At 66.2% G+C, this 17,038-nt stretch carries 13 protein-coding genes and 1 pseudogene; 7 read left to right on the forward strand and 7 right to left on the reverse strand.

The features are described from left to right. Positions 1-7: 7 nt before the first annotated feature. The gene (locus tag EL272_RS08365) at positions 8-577 is read right to left on the reverse strand and encodes a DinB family protein (RefSeq protein WP_041696463.1); all 570 of its coding nucleotides are present in this window, start codon (positions 575-577) and stop codon (positions 8-10) included. Between the two features lie 86 nt (positions 578-663). Here EL272_RS08365 and EL272_RS08370 point away from each other — a divergent pair. Further along, a pseudogene (locus EL272_RS08370) lies at positions 664-1,275 on the forward strand (helix-turn-helix transcriptional regulator); the annotation flags it as partial. A gap of 338 nt (positions 1,276-1,613) precedes the next feature. Here the strand turns inward: EL272_RS08370 and hemW are convergent. Further along, entirely contained in the window at positions 1,614-2,822 is a 1,209-nt protein-coding gene (hemW, locus tag EL272_RS15715; protein WP_061786910.1) for a radical SAM family heme chaperone HemW, read from the reverse strand. Positions 2,823-2,893: 71 nt separating this feature from the next. On the opposite strand from hemW, the gene EL272_RS08380 reads away from it, so the two are divergent. From EL272_RS08380 to EL272_RS08390, 3 genes are read left to right on the forward strand one after another with little or no spacing between them, the layout of a single operon-like run. Further along, a complete protein-coding gene (locus EL272_RS08380) occupies positions 2,894-4,156 on the forward strand; it encodes an ABC transporter substrate-binding protein (protein WP_061786909.1) in 1,263 nt (420 codons plus the stop codon). Then, positions 4,153-5,046 (forward strand): carbohydrate ABC transporter permease, encoded by an 894-nt coding sequence (locus EL272_RS08385; RefSeq protein ID WP_014846765.1) that lies wholly within the window; start codon positions 4,153-4,155, stop codon positions 5,044-5,046. Before EL272_RS08380 ends, EL272_RS08385 begins: the two co-directional genes overlap by 4 nt. After that, on the forward strand, positions 5,043-5,867 hold the full coding sequence (locus tag EL272_RS08390) for a carbohydrate ABC transporter permease (RefSeq protein ID WP_061786908.1): 825 nt from the start codon (positions 5,043-5,045) through the stop codon (positions 5,865-5,867). Before EL272_RS08385 ends, EL272_RS08390 begins: the two co-directional genes overlap by 4 nt. A 27-nt stretch (positions 5,868-5,894) precedes the next feature. Here EL272_RS08390 and EL272_RS08395 read toward each other — a convergent pair whose 3' ends face one another. Then, entirely contained in the window at positions 5,895-6,761 is an 867-nt protein-coding gene (locus tag EL272_RS08395; protein WP_061786907.1) for a class I SAM-dependent methyltransferase, read from the reverse strand. Positions 6,762-6,773: 12 nt separating this feature from the next. Beyond that, complete coding sequence (lepA, locus tag EL272_RS08400) at positions 6,774-8,597, reverse strand: translation elongation factor 4 (RefSeq protein ID WP_061786906.1); 1,824 nt, start codon at positions 8,595-8,597, stop codon at positions 6,774-6,776. Between the two features lie 192 nt (positions 8,598-8,789). Between lepA and rpsT the strand changes: the two genes are divergently transcribed. Beyond that, positions 8,790-9,053 carry a 30S ribosomal protein S20 gene (rpsT, locus tag EL272_RS08405; RefSeq protein ID WP_014846769.1) on the forward strand — a complete coding sequence of 88 codons (264 nt, stop codon included), beginning with the start codon at positions 8,790-8,792 and terminating at the stop codon, positions 9,051-9,053. Between the two features lie 96 nt (positions 9,054-9,149). After that, entirely contained in the window at positions 9,150-10,640 is a 1,491-nt protein-coding gene (locus EL272_RS08410) for a DUF1846 domain-containing protein (protein WP_014846770.1), read from the forward strand. Between the two features lie 12 nt (positions 10,641-10,652). Here the strand turns inward: EL272_RS08410 and holA are convergent, their stop codons facing one another. From holA to EL272_RS08425, 3 genes are read right to left on the reverse strand one after another with little or no spacing between them, the layout of a single operon-like run. After that, positions 10,653-11,606 carry a DNA polymerase III subunit delta gene (gene holA / locus EL272_RS08415; RefSeq protein WP_014846771.1) on the reverse strand — a complete coding sequence of 318 codons (954 nt, stop codon included), beginning with the start codon at positions 11,604-11,606 and terminating at the stop codon, positions 10,653-10,655. Between the two features lie 28 nt (positions 11,607-11,634). Next, positions 11,635-13,950, reverse strand: coding sequence for a ComEC/Rec2 family competence protein (locus EL272_RS08420; protein WP_061786905.1), 2,316 nt, complete (start codon positions 13,948-13,950; stop codon positions 11,635-11,637). Next, positions 13,947-14,756 (reverse strand): helix-hairpin-helix domain-containing protein, encoded by an 810-nt coding sequence (locus tag EL272_RS08425; RefSeq protein ID WP_014846773.1) that lies wholly within the window; start codon positions 14,754-14,756, stop codon positions 13,947-13,949. Before EL272_RS08425 ends, EL272_RS08420 begins: the two co-directional genes overlap by 4 nt. Before the next feature lie 111 nt (positions 14,757-14,867). On the opposite strand from EL272_RS08425, the gene EL272_RS15720 reads away from it, so the two are divergent. Then, positions 14,868-17,012, forward strand: a complete 2,145-nt coding sequence (locus EL272_RS15720; RefSeq protein WP_014846774.1) for a bifunctional metallophosphatase/5'-nucleotidase — start codon at positions 14,868-14,870, stop codon at positions 17,010-17,012. The last annotated feature ends 26 nt before the right edge of the window (positions 17,013-17,038 follow it).

A 17,038-nucleotide genomic window follows, 5' to 3' on the forward strand; every position in this document is an offset into this window, starting at 1 on the left:
CGTCACGTCATTTCTTCCAGGGTGTGACGAATTCGTTGGCGGGCCGGCCTTCTACGGCAGCGTTGAGTTCCGCGGCCTTGGCGCCGTCGATCTGCTCCCGGATGATGTCCGCGTGTCCTGCGTGCCGGGCGAACTCCTCCAGGTTGTGGACGACGAGGTAGCGCATGGTCGCGTCATCGGGTTCGTTGCGTCCGTACCAGGGTGCGGGCGGGACCTGCACCACCTGATCCAGATCGACCTCCTCCACCAGCCCCAGGTACTGTTCGCAGAGCCTGTCGTAGTCCTCGAGGAGCGTGGTGAGATCCTCATTCTCGTCTGGGGTGAAACTGGCGGTGAAACTGGCCATGAAGTCCTCATAGCTGGGCTTCGCGTCCAGGACACCGGCCGCCGCGAGCCGGTTGCGCAGGACGTACGAGCAGTGCTTGATCACCCCAGAGACGGAGAACACCGAGGCCAGGGGTTGCTGCCGGGCCTGTTCATCGGTCAGCCCGTGGGCGGCGTCCCGGATGGCCTGGAGCTGCACCTGCAGGTAGTTTCGCAGCGTAGTGCGTTCATCGTGGATGGCCGGGAAGTACATGTTTCCTCCTGTTCGGTTCGTTCGACACCAACGTTGCCGCACAATCCGGACAGATCCTGTCCGCTACCCGTGCGAGGCTTGGGTTCATGAGCGAGATCACCCACCGGGTACTGCGACTGCTCGGGCTGCTCGAGTCCCGCTCCACGTGGACGGGATCCGAGCTGGCGGAGCGACTCGGGGTCACACAGCGAACCGTCCGGCGCGACGTCATCAGGCTCCGGGAGCTCGGCTATCAGGTGGACAGCGTGCAGGGTCTGGACGGTGGATACCGCATGTCGGGTGGCCGCGCCCTGCCCCCGCTGGTGCTCGACGACGACGAGGCCGTCGCCTTGACGGCTTGCCTGAGGATGGCCGCCATGGACGGCAGCGACCAGATCGGCGAGGCCGCACTGCGGGCTCTGGCGAAACTCGACCAGGTGTTGCCCGCACGGATCCGTCCCGAGGTCGCGGCGGTTTCGGAGGCCGTGACGACGTTGCCATCCACCCGCCCCGGGATTTCCTGGCAGCCCCTGGCGGCGCTGGCGAAGGCCAAACGCGACCACCGCCTGGCGCGGATCAACTACGTGCGCGGCGACGGGGAGGAGTCCGAACGGGACGTGGAACCCGCCCAGCTGCTCACCCAGGCCGGGAAGTGGTACCTGATCGCCTTCGACCGGTTGCGTTCCGATTGGCGGATCTTCCGGCTGGACCGCATGAACCGGGTGCAGGTCCTCACCTTCACCTTCACCCCCCGCACCCCACCCAGCCCCCGCGACATGCTGCTGGGCCGCCGCCCGGACCACTGGCCACACGAGGCGGTGGTGACGCTCACCTGTCCCTCACAGGTCCTGGAAAACAGGATCCCGGAACGCCATTTCGAGTTGCTGGAGGACAACGACGGAGTCTCCACGCTGCGGGTGGGAGCCGATGAACCCGACCACATGGCCTGGCATCTCGTCGGCCTCGCGCGCTCGCTGGGAGCGGAACTGCGTGTGGTGCGCGGCGACTCCCTGCGAACCGCCCTGGCTGGCCTGGCCACGGAATTCGCCGAGGCCGCTCAATCGAGCAGCCGCAGCACCACACCGTCGGCCAGGAGCCGACCACGTAGGGTGAGCGAGAGCCGTCCCTCCGACACGACTCCCAATCCTTCGGCGACGATCCCTTCAACCCGGGCGGATTCGGTTTCGGTGAGCACCCCCAGCGGAAGCCCTTCGGCCAGCCGGAGTTCGAGCATCACCCGCTCCACCCGGCGATCCTCCAAGGACAGCACTTCCCTGCCCTGAGCCGGGGTGTGGCCGTCGGCCAAAACGGCCGCATAGCTGCGCGGGTGTTTGCGGTTCCAGAACCTGACTCCCCCGATGTGGCTGTGGGCGCCCGGCCCGATGCCCCACCAGTTCCCGCCCCGCCAGTAGGCCAGGTTGTGCCGGCAGCGCGCCGCCTGGCCGCGGGCCCAGTTGCTGGTCTCGTAGTTGCTGAATCCCAGGGCCGTCAGGTGTTGCTCGGTCATCAGGTATTTCTCGGCGAGTTCGTCGTCGTCCGGCATCGGCACCTCGCCCCTGCGCACCCGCATCGCCAGGCGGGTTCCCTGCTCCACGATGAGTGAATAGGCGGAGACGTGGTCGACGGGTGCCGCGGCCACCGCTTCGAGGCTCTTCTCCCAGTCGGTCCTGGATTCACCCGGGGTCCCGAAGATCAGGTCCAGACTGACGTGCTCGAAACCGGCCTGCCGGGCCCAACGTGCCGCATCAATGCCGCGTCCCGGGGTGTGTGCCCGTTCCAGGACTTCCAGGACGTGCGGCACCGCTGACTGCATTCCCAGCGATATCCGCGTGAAACCGGCTTCCCGAAGTCGCCGGAGGTATTCCGGAGTCACGGTCTCAGGGTTGGCCTCGGTGGTGATCTCGGCGTCGCGGACCAGGCCGAAACGCTCCCGGACGGCATCCAGGAGCCGCGACAACTCCCCCGCCGGAAGCATGGTCGGGGTGCCGCCGCCGACAAAGACCGTGTCCACCTCGGGTGTCCCACCGCCGAGCACCCGGGCCGCGAGGTCGATCTCCCGCAGCGCCGCCGTGAGATAGTCGCCCGTGGACATGCCCCGCAGCTCCGATGCGGTGTAGGTGTTGAAGTCGCAGTACCCGCAGCGGCTGCGGCAGAAGGGGACGTGCAAGTAGACGGAGAACGACCGTTCCGGCAGCTCGGCCAGCGCGGAACCGGGCAGGGTCCCGTCGAGAGGCACCGGGTCTCCGGCAGGCAGCTGATTGGCCACCGGGAAAATATACAGTGCTCAAATTCCCTCCCCTGCCCCAAACCGGGGGCGTTTGGTGAAAGACTCTAGGCATGAACCTGACTCGTCGAAGCGTCCTAGGATTTGGCGGCCTTGCCGCGGCGGCCGCCCTCAGCGCCTGCGGCTCCAACACCGGGCTCGGCGGCAAAGAGTCGTCGGGTGGCGGCCCGACCTTGACCCAGTGGTACCACCAGTACGGGGAGGAGGGGGTGAAGGAGGCAGTCGAACGCTACGCCGCCGAGTACACCGCCGCGAAAGTCGACGTGAAGTGGAATCCCGGCGACTACGGAAGCATTCTCGCCGCCCAGTTGCTCACCAACGACGTTCCCGATGTGTTCGAGGTGGAGCAGGGCGGTTCCCTCGACATGATCCGTTCCGGGCAGCTGGAGGACCTGACCGAAACAATCGCCCCGGTGCGTGATGACTTCAACGAGGCCGTCATCAAGCGTTTCACCTTCGACGGGAAGATCCACGGCATCCCGCAGACCATCGACATGCAGCTGCTCTACTACCGGCCTTCCCTGCTGCAGGCCGCTGGGGTGGCCGCCCCCGCTACCTTCGATGACCTGGTGAAGGCGGCGAATGCCGTTGCCACCTCGGACATGGGTGGGTTCTTCGCCGGCAACAAGGGCGGGGTGGATGTTTTGGGGCCCCTGCTGATCTGGGCCTCAGGCCACGACCAACTCGATGCGGATCGCACCGCCGCGGCCTTCCTCACCGACGATTTCTACGCGGCCCTTTCCGCCTACAGAGACTTCTACAAGTCCAACGGGCTACTGAAGGCGGCCTCGGCAGACTGGTTCTCCGGCGCTGCCTTCGTCAACGGCGAGACGGCGATGCAGTGGGGTGGTTTGTGGTCGCTGCCTGAGATCATCGCCGCCCACGGCGACGATGTCGGCGTGCTGCCGTTCCCCGCCATCGGCGCGAAGGGACGGGTCGCGGTGCCATTCGGGGCTTTCGGTTCCTGCGTCGCTGCCAAGGGCAAGAACGTCGCGGCCGCCAAGGAGTTCGTGAAATGGCTCTGGATCGATCAGACTGACAAGCAGGTGGACTTCTCCGATTCCTACGGCACCCACATCCCGGCCCGCAAGTCGCTCGTGGCCACGGCCAGGAAATTGCAGTCCGGTCCCGGGGCCAAGGCCGCCGAGTTCGTCGGGAGCCACGGCTTCGCCAACGACATCATGTGGTCGGGTTCCCTGGGAGACACCTATTCCGCGGCCATCAGCAATGTGGTGGTGCAGGGCCAGGACCCGGTTCAGGCCTTCGCCGGTTTCGCGGACCTGGCCGCCACCGAACTCGCGAAGCTGAAGGGGTGAACCTGATCCGGCGCCGGGAACTCTGGTTCCCGGTCTTCGTGGGGCCGTTCGCCCTGGGTTTGCTGGTGTTCGTCTACATCCCGATCCTGTGGAGCGCCTGGCTGTCCCTCCACGAGGCCCACCAAACGCTCACCCCGACGCGTTTCGTCGGTTTCGACAACTACGCGCAGCTGCTGGGTGATCCCCTGTTCCGGGATTCGCTGCTGGTGTTCGCGGCGTTCGCCGTGTTCATCGTGCCGCTCACCTATGTGTGTTCGCTGGGTTTGGCGCTGCTGCTGAACGGGCTGAGGTGGGGACAGGCCTTCTTCCGTTCCGCTTTCTTCCTACCGACCGCGGTCTCCTACGTGGTTGCGGCCCTGGTGTGGCGGTTCGGGTTCTTCTCCGGAACCCGTTCCGGTTTGTTGAACTCCCTGATCCGGGCCTTCGGCGGGGAATCCGTGAACTGGCTCGGCGGCGGCGACAACCTTTACTGGATCGCCCTGGTCACGGTGCGCCTGTGGCTGCAGACCGGGTTCTACATGATCTTGTTCATCGCGGCCCTGCAACGCATCCCGCCCGAGACCTACGAGGCGGCGGCGCTCGACGGGGCGCATGGCTGGCGGATGCTGCGTCACATCACCCTCCCCCAGCTGCGTAGCACCTCGGCAGCGGTGATCATGCTTCTGCTGATCGGCGCCTTCCAGGCCTTCGACGAGTTCTACAACATGCTGAGTTCCCTTGGTTCCTATCCACCCTACGGTCGTCCACCGCTGGTGCACCTGTACCTGATCGCCTTGGGGAACAAACAGCAGGACCTGGGGGTCGGGGGCGCCGGGACAATGATCCTGGCGAGCATCATCGTGGTTTTCGGTCTGTTGCAGAACTGGGTTCTGGGGAGGCAGCGCGGATGAGATCTTCCCGGCTCGTCACGGCGCTGCGTTACGGAGTGGCCACGGCGCTGTCCCTGCTCTTCCTGCTGCCGTTCTACGTGATCGTCCGGAACGCCTTCTCGACGAACCAGAACATCAACGCCCCCCGCTGGAGCTGGCTGCCCGACCAGCTCAACCTGGCCAATCTGGACTCCATGCTGTCCTCCGACTCGACAGGTGTGTTGAGGGGGTTGTTGAATTCGGCGATCATGACCATCCTGCAGACGGTGGGCACCGTGGTGGTCTCCCTGATGGCCGGATACGGGCTGGCGCGTTTCACCCACCGGTTGTCGAGAATGGTGCTGGGGCTGACGGTGTTCACCCTGATGGTTCCCACGACCACCACATTCATCCCGATGTTCATCATCACCTCTCAGTTCGGCTGGATCGACTCGTTCCGGGGACTGGTGATCCCGGGCATGTTCTCCGCCTTCGCCACCTACCTGTTCCGGCAGGCCTTCCTGGATTTCCCATCCGAGCTGGAGGACGCGGCGCTGATGGACGGGTGCAACCCGTTCACGGCCTTCTGGCGGATCGTGGTGCCGAACTCCACGGGCACCGTCGCAGCGGTCGGCACGATCGTGCTGATCGGGTCGTGGAACGCCTTCCTGTGGCCCTCGCTGGTTGGCCGCGAGGCGACGCGCACCGTCCAGGTGGCGCTCAGCCAGTACATGACCAGCCAGAACGTGCGCTACCCGGAGCTTTTCATGGGTTCGCTGATCGCGATCCTGCCGATGCTGGTGGTCTTCCTGTTCCTGCAGCGTTTCCTGGTCCAGGGGCTGGCCACTTCCGGGCTGCGCTGAACCGGCCTCACCCCGCCGGAACCACCGTCAAACCAGCCGCGCAACCAGGGTGAACGACGCCGGGAGCCGCTCGGGGCGTTCCGCCAGCCGGTATTCCCCTTGGTCGTCGGCAACCATCATCCCGGGTAGGGCGTCCCACGGCACGCTGTCGTGTTCCGTGAGCAGCTCCAGGGTCAGTCCTGCATCGATCACGGCCATCACGATCTCGGAGAGCGCGTGGTTCCATTCCGCTGATTCCGGAGAGGCAACGGCCTCACTTCCGGCGTAGGAATACTCGTCGCGCCACAGCAGCGGTTCAACATGTTCCCAGTAGGGCAGTTCCAGCGACGGGGTTGCCTCGCCGAAACCGGTGATCCACGGCTGCTGCTTCCTGTCCGGGTGGTCCTCTCCCACCTTCTGCGCGATCAGGCTGTTCAGGACCGGGTGGGCATCCCGAACGAAGAGCCGGCCTCCGGAACGCAGCAGGGCTCGCACGGTTCCGGCCCACCGCCTGATGTCCGGCAGCCAGCACAGTGCCCCGATCCCGGTGTATACCAGATCGAATCTGCCACTCCCCAGCACCTCAACCGCCTGGTAGACGTCGGAGACGACGTAGTCCACCGGCACCTTGTTCTCAGCGGCGATACGTCTGGCATGTTCAATGGATCGAGGTGACAGATCCAGACCCGTCATGCGGGCACCGAGCCGGACCAGGCTGATGGTGTCCGTGCCGAGATGGCACTGCAGGTGCACCCCGTCGAGGCCGCGGAGTTCACCGAGCCGGGGCCGGTCAAAGGCAACCACGTGGGAGATCCACGAGGGATCCGCCACCTTGTCCAGGGCGTAACCTCTCGCGCCGACATGAACGTCGGCGCGAGAGTCCCAGTTGTCCCGGTTGATCGCCTGGTGGTCCACGAGCCCCGGGTCTTACTTCTTGGTGGGCTCCGATGTGGACAGGGCGGCCACGAAGGCCTCCTGCGGCACCTCGACGCGACCCACCATCTTCATCCGCTTCTTGCCCTCCTTCTGCTTCTCCAGAAGCTTGCGTTTGCGGGAGATGTCACCGCCGTAGCACTTCGCCAGCACGTCCTTGCGCATGGCCCGGATGGTCTCCCGGGCTATGACCCGCGACCCGATGGCCGCCTGGATCGGCACCTCGAACTGTTGGCGCGGAATGAGTTCCTTGAGCTTGCCCGCCATCCTCAGCCCGTAGGAGTAGGCCTTGTCCTTGTGGACGATCGCGGAGAAGGCGTCGACGGGGTCGCCGTGGAGGAGGATGTCCACCTTCACCAGATCGGCCACCTGCTCGCCCTCGGGTTCGTAGTCGAGGGAGGCATATCCCTTGGTGCGGGATTTCAGCGCGTCAAAGAAATCGAAGACGATCTCGGCCAACGGCAGGGTGTAACGGATCTCGACCCGGTCCTCGCTCAGGTAATCGAGTCCCTGCTGCACACCGCGCCGGGTCTGGCACAGCTCCAGTATGGTGCCGATGTACTCGGACGGGGTAAGGATGGTGCCACGCACCACCGGCTCGTGGACCTCCGCTATTTTCCCCGCCGGGTATTCCGACGGGTTCGTGACGGTGTGTTCGGTACCGTCCTCCATGACGACGCGGTAGACGACGTTCGGCGCAGTGGAGATCAGGTCGAGGTTGAACTCGCGTTCCAGGCGTTCCCGGACGATCTCCATGTGCAGCAGCCCCAGGAAGCCGACGCGGAAACCGAAACCGAGTGCCCCGGAGGTCTCGGGTTCGAAGGTGAGGGCCGCGTCGTTGAGCTGGAGCTTCTCCAAGGCCTCGCGCAGCTCGTTGAAGTCGTCGCCGTCGATCGGGTACAGGCCCGCGTAGACCATCGGGTTGGGGTGCCGGTAGCCGCCGAGGTCCTGCGTGGCGGAACGCGCCGCCCCGGTGATGGTGTCACCTACCCGCGACTGCCGCACGTCCTTGACGCCGGTGATCAGGTATCCAACCTCGCCCACGCCGAGGGCGTCGGACTTCTTCGGTTCCGGGGAGATCACCCCCACCTCGAGAAGGTCGTGTTCGGCCCTGGTGGACATCATGAGGATGCGTTCGCGATGACTGAGTTCCCCGTCGACCACGCGGACGTAGGTGACCACACCGCGGTAGGTGTCGTAGACGGAATCGAAGATCAGCGCCCGCGCAGGCCCCTCGGGGTTCCCGACCGGGGCGGGGATCTGGGCGACGATCTGGTCCAGCAGCTCGGCGACACCGACGCCGGTTTTCGCCGAGACCTTGAGCACCTCCGATTCGTCGCAGCCGATGATGCCTGCCAGCTCGGCGGCGTACTTGTCCGGGTTCGCGCTGGGCAGGTCGATCTTGTTCAGCACCGGGATGATGTGGAGGTCGGCCTCCAGCGCCAGGTACAGGTTGGCTAGGGTCTGTGCCTCGATTCCCTGGGCCGCGTCCACCAGCAGGACGGCCCCTTCGCAGGCCGCCAGGGAACGCGAGACCTCGTAGGTGAAGTCGACGTGCCCGGGGGTGTCGATCATGTTGAGGACGTGTTCGACCCCGTCGACGCTCCACGGCATCCGCACCGCCTGCGACTTGATGGTGATGCCCCGTTCGCGTTCAATGTCCATGCGATCCAGGTACTGCGCCCGCATGGCGCGTTCATCCACCACCTTCGTCAGTTGCAGCATCCTGTCGGCCAGCGTCGATTTGCCGTGGTCGATGTGCGCGATGATGCAGAAATTACGGATGATCGCCGGATCGGTCCTGCCGGGGGCGGGCATTCATCCTCCTTAGGGGCCGGGAGCGGGACGAGTTATCTTCTCACGAGTGGACTCCGGGGCACGAGCCCGACGCGACCGGGCCGGGTGGGATCAAGATTTTGCGGCCGCCCCGAGGCTCCGCTAATCTGGACCGTCGCATCATCAAAACGCACCCAGAATACCGAGTAACCCAGACTAGTGAGGCAAGCCCAAGTGGCAAACATCAAGTCCCAGAAGAAGCGCGTCAAGACCAACGAGAAAGCACGCCAGCGCAACAAGGCCATCAAGTCGGAGCTGCGCACCCACGTGCGCAACTTCCGCGCCGCGGTCGCCGTGGGTGACAGGGCCAAAGCCGTCGAGCTCTCCCGGGTCGCCAACCGCGCCCTGGACAAGGCCGTGACCAAGGGCGTCATCCACGCGAACCAGGCTGCCAACCGCAAGTCGGCGATCAGCCTCACCGTCAACACCCTCGACTGAGCCCAGGCCGCAAGGGCCAGCCCAGCGCCCGGACCCACTCGGTGGTCCGGGCGCTGTTTCGCGTATGCTTCGGCAGTCACAAACGAACGGGGAACAATGCACAAAGTTGGATTCGACAGGGAAAAATACCTGACTCTCCAGGGGGAACGCATCGAAGCCCGGCGACGGCAGTTCGGGGGCAAGCTCTATCTGGAGTTCGGGGGAAAGCTCGTCGACGACATGCACGCCTCCCGTGTATTGCCGGGTTTCACCCCGGACAACAAGATCGTGATGCTGGCCGGCCTCGCCGACGAGGTGGAGATCGTGGTGGTGGTCAACGCCCAGGACTTCTTCCGCCACAAGGTCCGCGCCGATCTCGGGATCTCCTACGAGGACGACGTGCTGCGCCACATCGACGCCTTCCGCTCCTATGGCCTCTACGTCGGGAGCGTGGTCATCTCCCACTGGTCGAACGACAACCGTCAGGCCGCGGCGTTCAAGCGGAAACTGGAACGGCTCGGCATCAAGGTCTACCGGCACTACGTGATTCCGGGTTACCCGCACGACGTGGCGCGCATCGTCTCCCCGGAGGGATACGGGCGCAACGAATACATCGAGACAGAACGCGACCTGGTGGTGGTGACCGCTCCCGGCCCGGGGTCGGGCAAGATGGCCACCTGCCTGTCGCAGCTCTACCACGATCACCAGCAGGGCATCCGATCCGGCTACGCGAAGTTCGAGACCTTCCCGATCTGGAACCTGCCCCTGGACCATCCGGTGAACATCGCCTACGAGGCCGCCACCGCGGACCTCGACGACGTGAACATGATCGACCACTTCCACCTGGCGGCCTACGGGGAACAGACAGTCAACTACAACCGTGACATCGAGATCTTCCCCGTGCTGAAGCGCCTGTTCGAGCAACTCCTCGACGAATCCCCGTACCAGTCGCCCACCGACATGGGCGTCAACATGGCGGGCATGTGCATCAGCGACGACGAGGTGTGCCGGGAGGCCTCCCGGCAGGAGGTGATCCGCCGCTACTTCAAGGCCCTGGCAGCGGAGCACCGGGACCAGTCGGAACCGATCCAGTCGGATCGAATCGCCTTGTTGATGAGCAAGCTGCAGATCTCCCGCGAGGACCGCCCGGTGGTGCTGCCCGCACTGGAGAAGCAGAAGGCCACCAAGGGGCCGGCCGCAGCGATCCAGCTTCCTGACGGCCAGATCATCGTGGGCAAGACCTCACCGCTGCTGGGGGCCTGTTCCGCGATGCTCCTGGATGCCCTGAAGGCCCTGGCCGGCATCGATCCGGATGTGAAACTGCTGGCCACTGAGACCATCGAACCCATCCAGACGCTGAAGACGAAACATCTGGGCAGCCGGAATCCCCGGCTCCACACCGACGAGGTCCTGATTGCTCTGTCCGTCAGCGCCACCCACAGCGACTTCGCCCGCCGCGCGCTGGCGGAACTTCACAACATCCGGGGCTGTGACGTCCACTCGACCGTGATCCTCGGCCCCGTGGACGAGGCCATCCTGCGCAGCCTGGGGGCCTATGTCACCTGCGAGCCGGTGTTCCAGACCAAGAGGCTGTACCGGAAACACTGAACCCGCGAGGTTTCAGGTTCGTTTCTGCCGGAGGACGCCGAGCACCATGCGTTCAAGCGCGTAGTCCGGGTTGGTGGCTGCACCCTTGACATCCGCGTCGGCCCGGGCGATGATCCCGATGGCCGCGGCCACCCCGGCCGGCTGCCAGTTCCGGGAGGTGCGCTGGTACTCCTTCAGTTTGAACGGCGGCACCCCGATTCGCCGGGCCAGATCGGCGCCACTCCCCCGCGCCTCCAGGTACTTGCCCATGCCGCGGAACGCACCGGCCATGGCGGATGTGATCAGCACGGGGGCAACGCCAGAGCCAAGGGCCCAGCGGAGACGTTCCAGCGCCAGCGACGCGTCACCGGCCAGCACGGCATCGGATACCGCGAACGAGGTGACCTCCGCCCGGCCCGCGAAATACTTCCGCACCAGGGTCTCGTCCACCGGCTCACCGCCGGCGTCGGATGCGAGCTGTGCGACCGCCGAGGTGAGTGCCCTCAGGTCGTTCCCGACCGCCGCCACGAGCGCCCCGGCCGCGTCCTGGGAGAGTTTCACCTTCCGAGACCGCGCCTCCTCCACGCAGAATTTCGGCAGATCCCAAGGCTTGGGGGCCGCCACGGCGATCGTCTCGATCCTGGCTTTCTTCAGTTTGTCGATCAGGCCCCTGCCCTTGTTCCCACCCTCGTGCGACAGGATCAGGCACAGTTCGTCGCCGGGGTTCTTCGCCAGGGCCACCAGGGTGTCGACGACATCGGGTGGGGTGGAGCCGACATCGTCGATGATGGCGACGATGTGGTTCGAGAACAGGGAACCCCCCGTCACCTCCGAGAGCATGGAATCGGCTAGTTCCGCCCCACAGACCCGGTTGACCTCGGCGTCGGGTTCCTCCGCCAGGGCGGCCCGGCGCCTGCCGTCGATGGCACGAGCGGCCAGCAGCGATTCCGAACCGGTGACGAGCAGGGTGCGTCCGAAACTGTTCACGCGCCCAGCATGCCAGCTGCCCCCGACATCAGCCACGCCAGCGACGCACCCCGATTCGCCCGTCGTCACCCGAGGAGACCGCGATGCTGCCCTCCGTGTCGGTGCGTGCCACCGCCATGCCCAGCGAGGTCACCCTGCTCAAGGTCTTGGGGCTCGGGTGCCCGTAGTCGTTGCCCAGCCCGCAACTCGCCACCGCCAGCTGAGCCGACGAGGCCTTCAGGAATTCTGGCTCCTGCCGGGAGGAGCCGTGGTGGGGGATCTTCAGGACGTGCGCGGAAAGCGGGATGCCCAGTTTCCGGGCCCGCCGGATCGCCTGTTCCTGGCCGCCGGGTTCCGCATCCCCCGGCAACAGGATCCGCAGGCCCGAGATCTCCGCGATTCCCACGACGGAGGAGTCGTTCTGGACCGAACTCTCACTTTCCCCTGCGACGGACGCCCCGCCCGGCTGCCAGGCCGAGACCGTGACCCAGTCCACGTCCCCCACCCTCATGCGCTGCCCCGGTTCCGCCACGAGCAGTCGCGCCCCGTGGGCCTCCGCCGCGGCCTCGACGGATGCCGCCGCGAAACCGGGGGAACGCAGCGGACTGACCAGCACCAGTTCCGGATGGAACCGGGACAAAACGGCTTCCGTTCCCCCGATGTGATCCGCGTGGAAGTGGGTCAGGACCAGCAGCGGGACGCGTTCGATGCCCAAGGATTCCAGGCAGGCTATGGTGGGGCCGGGTTCCGGTCCGGTGTCCACCAGGACCGCCGTTGTTTCGTCTGCCCGCAGCACCGTCGCGTCCCCCTGTCCGACGTCGCAGAAAACCGCCTGCCACCGTCCCGGCCAGTCCAACGGGACCGGGCGGATCCACCCCGCGAGCAGCAATCCGAGGGCCAGCAGCAGGAAACCTGCCCGTCGCCGGAGCCCGGCCCGGGCCAGCACCGCGGCCACCCCCGCCAGCAGGGCGCTGGTGAGCATCCCGAGCGGGGTGGTGGGCCATTCGAGGACGGCCCCCGGCATGGCCGCGCCGAGATGCGCGATCCAGAGGATGGGTTGCACCACCCAACCGGCCACCCAGGCCACCGCGGCAGCGACCGGTGGGACCCAGATCAGGACGGTGGCGGCCAGTCCGAGCACGGTGGCGGGGCCAACGAAGGGGCCGGCCAGGGCATTGGCCATCACCCCGACCACGGACACCTGACCGGACAGCGCCGTCGTCAGAGGGACCGTGGCCAACTGCGCGGCCAGGGGCACCGCAACGGCCTCGGCGAACCAGGCGGGAGCCCAGCCTGCCATGATTCCGGCAAGCGGTTCCGCTCCCAGGCTGATGCCGATACAGGCCGCCGCGGAGAGCGCGAATCCCCAGGAACGCGCCAGCCAGGGATCCAGGGGGAGCAGGACGAGGACCGCGATGCTCAGATTGCGGATGCTGCTCCTGCCGCGCCCGATTCCTGTGGCGGGCAGGACGACGAGTCCCATGGCGGCCGCCCGCAGCACGGAGGGTTCGGCCCTGCACACCAGCACGAACAGCGCCACTCCCCCAGCGGCGACGCCCCGGATCGCCCAGCCGCGAACCCCCAGGGACCTCACGACGAACAACAACACACCCAGCAGCAGCGTCAGGTTCGAGCCGCTGACGGCGAGCAGATGACTCAGTGATGTGGCGCGAAAGATTTCGGTGAGCTCCTTGGTGATTCCGCTGCGGTCCCCAACTACCAGCGAAGGAACCAGGGCAGCCTGTTCGGGCGGCGAATGGGAGGCCACCTCACGCAGTCCCGCGTGGATCGTGCTGACGAAGGCGTTGAACACATCCGGGGCCCGCACCTGGCCGGAGATCCTGCTCACCCGCACGACGAACGCTTCCTGGGAGTCCGGGTCCGAGGCGCCGAGCCGCCCCAGGACCCGGTGGACCGCACCGGGCGCGATGCCGGCCAGTTCGGTGGCCAGTTGGTCCCCGGCAAGCAGCAGAACCGGTTGTGAGGTGCTGAGGCTCTTCTTTTTCACCTCCAGCTGCAGCAGCGTGGCCCGGACGATCGCGAGGCTGCGCCCCGAGTGCTTCACCAGGGTTGGTTCTCCCTCCAGGCGAACCAGCGCGGAGGCCAGCGGTTCCTCCGCGGCCCATCTGGCGGGCATGCCGTCGTGGAGCCCCGCGGAGCGCATCCCGGATGTTAGGACGGTCACCACCAGGGTGCAGGCGGCGAACCCCACCCAGACGCGCCGTATCAGCAGGACACACACCGCCAGGAGTCCTGCGCACCCGAGAAGCACCCCCGGTTCGGGGCACCATCCCGAGGTCCCCGCCCAGCAACCAACCCAGGCGGCGACCGCCAGCGGAACGAGCCGCCAGTCGTGTTTCCTCACAGGGTCACCAGCGGCGACAGTTTCTCGAACAGTTTTGGTCCGATCCCCGAGACCTGTCGCAGCTGCGAGATATCGGTGAAGGAACCGTTGTCGGTGCGCCACTTGATGATGGCCTCGGCCAGGACGGGACCAACCCCCGGGAGTTCCTGAAGCTGCTGCGAAGTGGCCCTGTTGAGGTTCACGAGTCCCGCCCCGGCGGCCGTTGTCGACCCCGCTGCCGGGCTGCCACCACCGGGATCCACGACCTCCCCGCGAGGCGATTCCGAGGTCCCCACTATGACCTGCTGCCCGTCCTTGACCGGGGTCGCGAGGTTCAATTCCCCGGGATCGGCTCCCGGAACCAGCCCTCCGGCAGCCTCGATCACGTCCTGCACGATGGCGCCCTCCGGAACCGACACCACCCCGGGTCTGACCACCGCCCCGAGGACGTGAACCCGCACCGGTCCGCGGCTCGCGGAGGCCGCTGGACCGGGTGAGACGGCCATGGTCGGGACGGAGACCGCGCTGGGCGACAGGGCAGGCAGTTCCGTCGCGGAGCTCTGCCCCAGCGCGTGGACGGTTATCAGCACCACGCCGACCAGCAGGGCCGCCACCACGATGATGTGCTCACGGCCGAGCATCACCACCCGCCGCCATCCCTTGGGGGCCTGCTGCCCAGGGGATTCAGACGCTTCCTCCTTACCGGACTCATTGTTGCTGGGCGGGATGTCGTCCGCTCGACGCGCCGCACCGAGCGGGGTCTGCCCCGAGGCGACGAGCGCCAACCGTGCCCGTTCGATCTGCTGTTGCTCCGTAAGACTCCCCATGCCAACACTCTGGGCGGTTCGGGACCGGATCCTCCACTGGTTCCCGAACCTGTTGGAAACTCCGAAAAAATTACCTATGGATTAACCCTGGGTTAACAAAAGATTAACTTCTTGACTGGGCCGGGGCTCGGGCCGGAAGGTGACCTCGGAGAGATCGACAACAGCGTCGACCAGAGACACCTGGAGTTGCTCATGATTCCGCTCAGGAAACGTTTCACCGCCGGGCTGACAGCCCTGTGTCTGGGGCTCGGAACACATCTCATGGCACAGCCCCGCGCGGCGGCCGACCCGGCCGACTGCACACCAACCGGCACCGTATCGATGTTCACCTACAACGACTTCCACGGCCGATTGGCGAACGCCGCAGCCCTGTTCACCCCCGTGGAGAAGGCCCGCGCATCCCAGGGGGATGCGAACGTCGCGCTCATCAGCAGCGGGGACGACATCGGGGGTTCCACGTTTGAATCCATGGCCGACGACGACAACCCCACCCTGAAGGTGATGGCCGCTGCCGGACTCAGCGCACGAACCGTGGGCAACCACGAGTTCGACAAGGGCTGGGCCGACCTCGCGGGTCGCGTGAACCCCGCGGTGCCCGGGGTGGATCAGCTCGGGGCGAATGTCTACCTCAAGGGAACCAGGCAGGTGGCCTCCCCACTCAAGGCGTACACGACCTTCAAGGTCGGGGAACTCGACGTCGCAGTGATCGGCGCCGTCACTGGGGATCTGCCATCCCTCGTCTCCCCCGCCGGGATCTCGGACCTGACCATCGGTGACCCCGTGGATGCCGTGAACGAGACCGTTTCCCAGCTTCCCGAGGGAATCGACCTGGTGATCGCATCCATTCACGAAGGGGCGCCGAACGGAAACGGCACCGGTGATGATCAGGCCACCGCCAGCCCGAATTTCCGGAAGATGTGGACGGGAATCGACCCGAGGATTCGCGTGGTGCTGGGCGGGCACACCCACCAGACCTATTCGTGGACCAACGACAAGGGACAGCTGTTCACCCAGGCCGGTTCCTACGCGGCTGCCCTGAACGAACTCAAGGCCGGGGTCACCGGCGACGGCGCCCTGTGCGGGATCTCCAACACCACCACCAAGATCGACGCCAAGGCATTCGACACGAGCCTGCCACGCATCCGGGAGATCACCGACATCGTCTCCGCCGCCGTCACCAAGGCCGATGAGATCGGCGCCCAGGTGATCGGCCAGGCAAGCGAGGCCATCTCGACGCCGACCGGCAACTCCGATGTCCGGGATGTGGAGTCCCCCATGAGCAACATGGTGGCCCAGATGTTCCGAGAGGTGCTGGGCGGCGATGATCCGTATTTCATCGGTGTCCAGAACCCGGGCGGCACCCGCGACAGCTTCGATTCCGGGGAGATCACCTACAAGGAGGCCGCGCTCGCGCTGCCGTTCGCCAACACCTTGATGGCCACCCGGCTCACCGGGGCCCAGTTCAAGACAGTCCTGGAGCAGCAGTGGCAGCGCAACGACAAGGGCGAGATCCCCTCACGCCCGTTCCTGCGCCTGGGCCTGTCCAGCAACGTCTCCTACACCTATGACGAGTCCCGCCCGGAGGGGGACCGGATCACATCGGTCTTCGTCGGGGACTCCCCGCTCGATCCGGAGCGGCTATACACCGTCGGTTCCACTTCCTTCCTGATCGCGGGTGGGGACAATTTCCGGGAGTTCGCGAAGGGCACCGGGACCCGGGACACGGGGCGCGTCGATCTGGAGGCCTGGACCGATTGGGTGAAGACCCGGCAGACGCTCTCCCCCAGCTACGTCAAGCGCGGCCTGTCGCTGGTCGATGCCCCCACCGAGATCAACCGGAACGGCGGGACCGCCACCTTCAACTTCGATGTGCCGGGTGGCGACGCGAAGGCACGGGAGGGCGTCGATTTCCTGCTGGGTGAGGCGGCCGGTGCATCCCCGAAGGACCCGGCCAAGGTCAGCCCGGCGCTCGCGAACAATGGCGTCGAGGTTTTCCTGGGCGGGACCAGCGTCGGCAGCGGGACCGTGACCGACGGCAGAGCGAAGGTCGATGTCACGCTGCCCGGCGGCTGCTCCGCACCTACCGGAACCCAGACGTTGACCTTCAAGTTCACCCCCTCGGGGACCCTCGCCCACCGGCAGGTGAACATCACCGGGGACGATTCATCGTGCACCCCGGCCCCGCCGAAACCGGATCCGACGGGGACGCCGTCGCCAGCCCCCGTCAGGCCCGGGCTCCCCAGGACCGGTTCGTGACGAAGCGTGAAGGGACGGGAGGAATC

It is taken from the genome of Arachnia propionica (genome assembly GCF_900637725.1).
GTDB classification, from domain to species: domain Bacteria; phylum Actinomycetota; class Actinomycetes; order Propionibacteriales; family Propionibacteriaceae; genus Arachnia; species Arachnia propionica.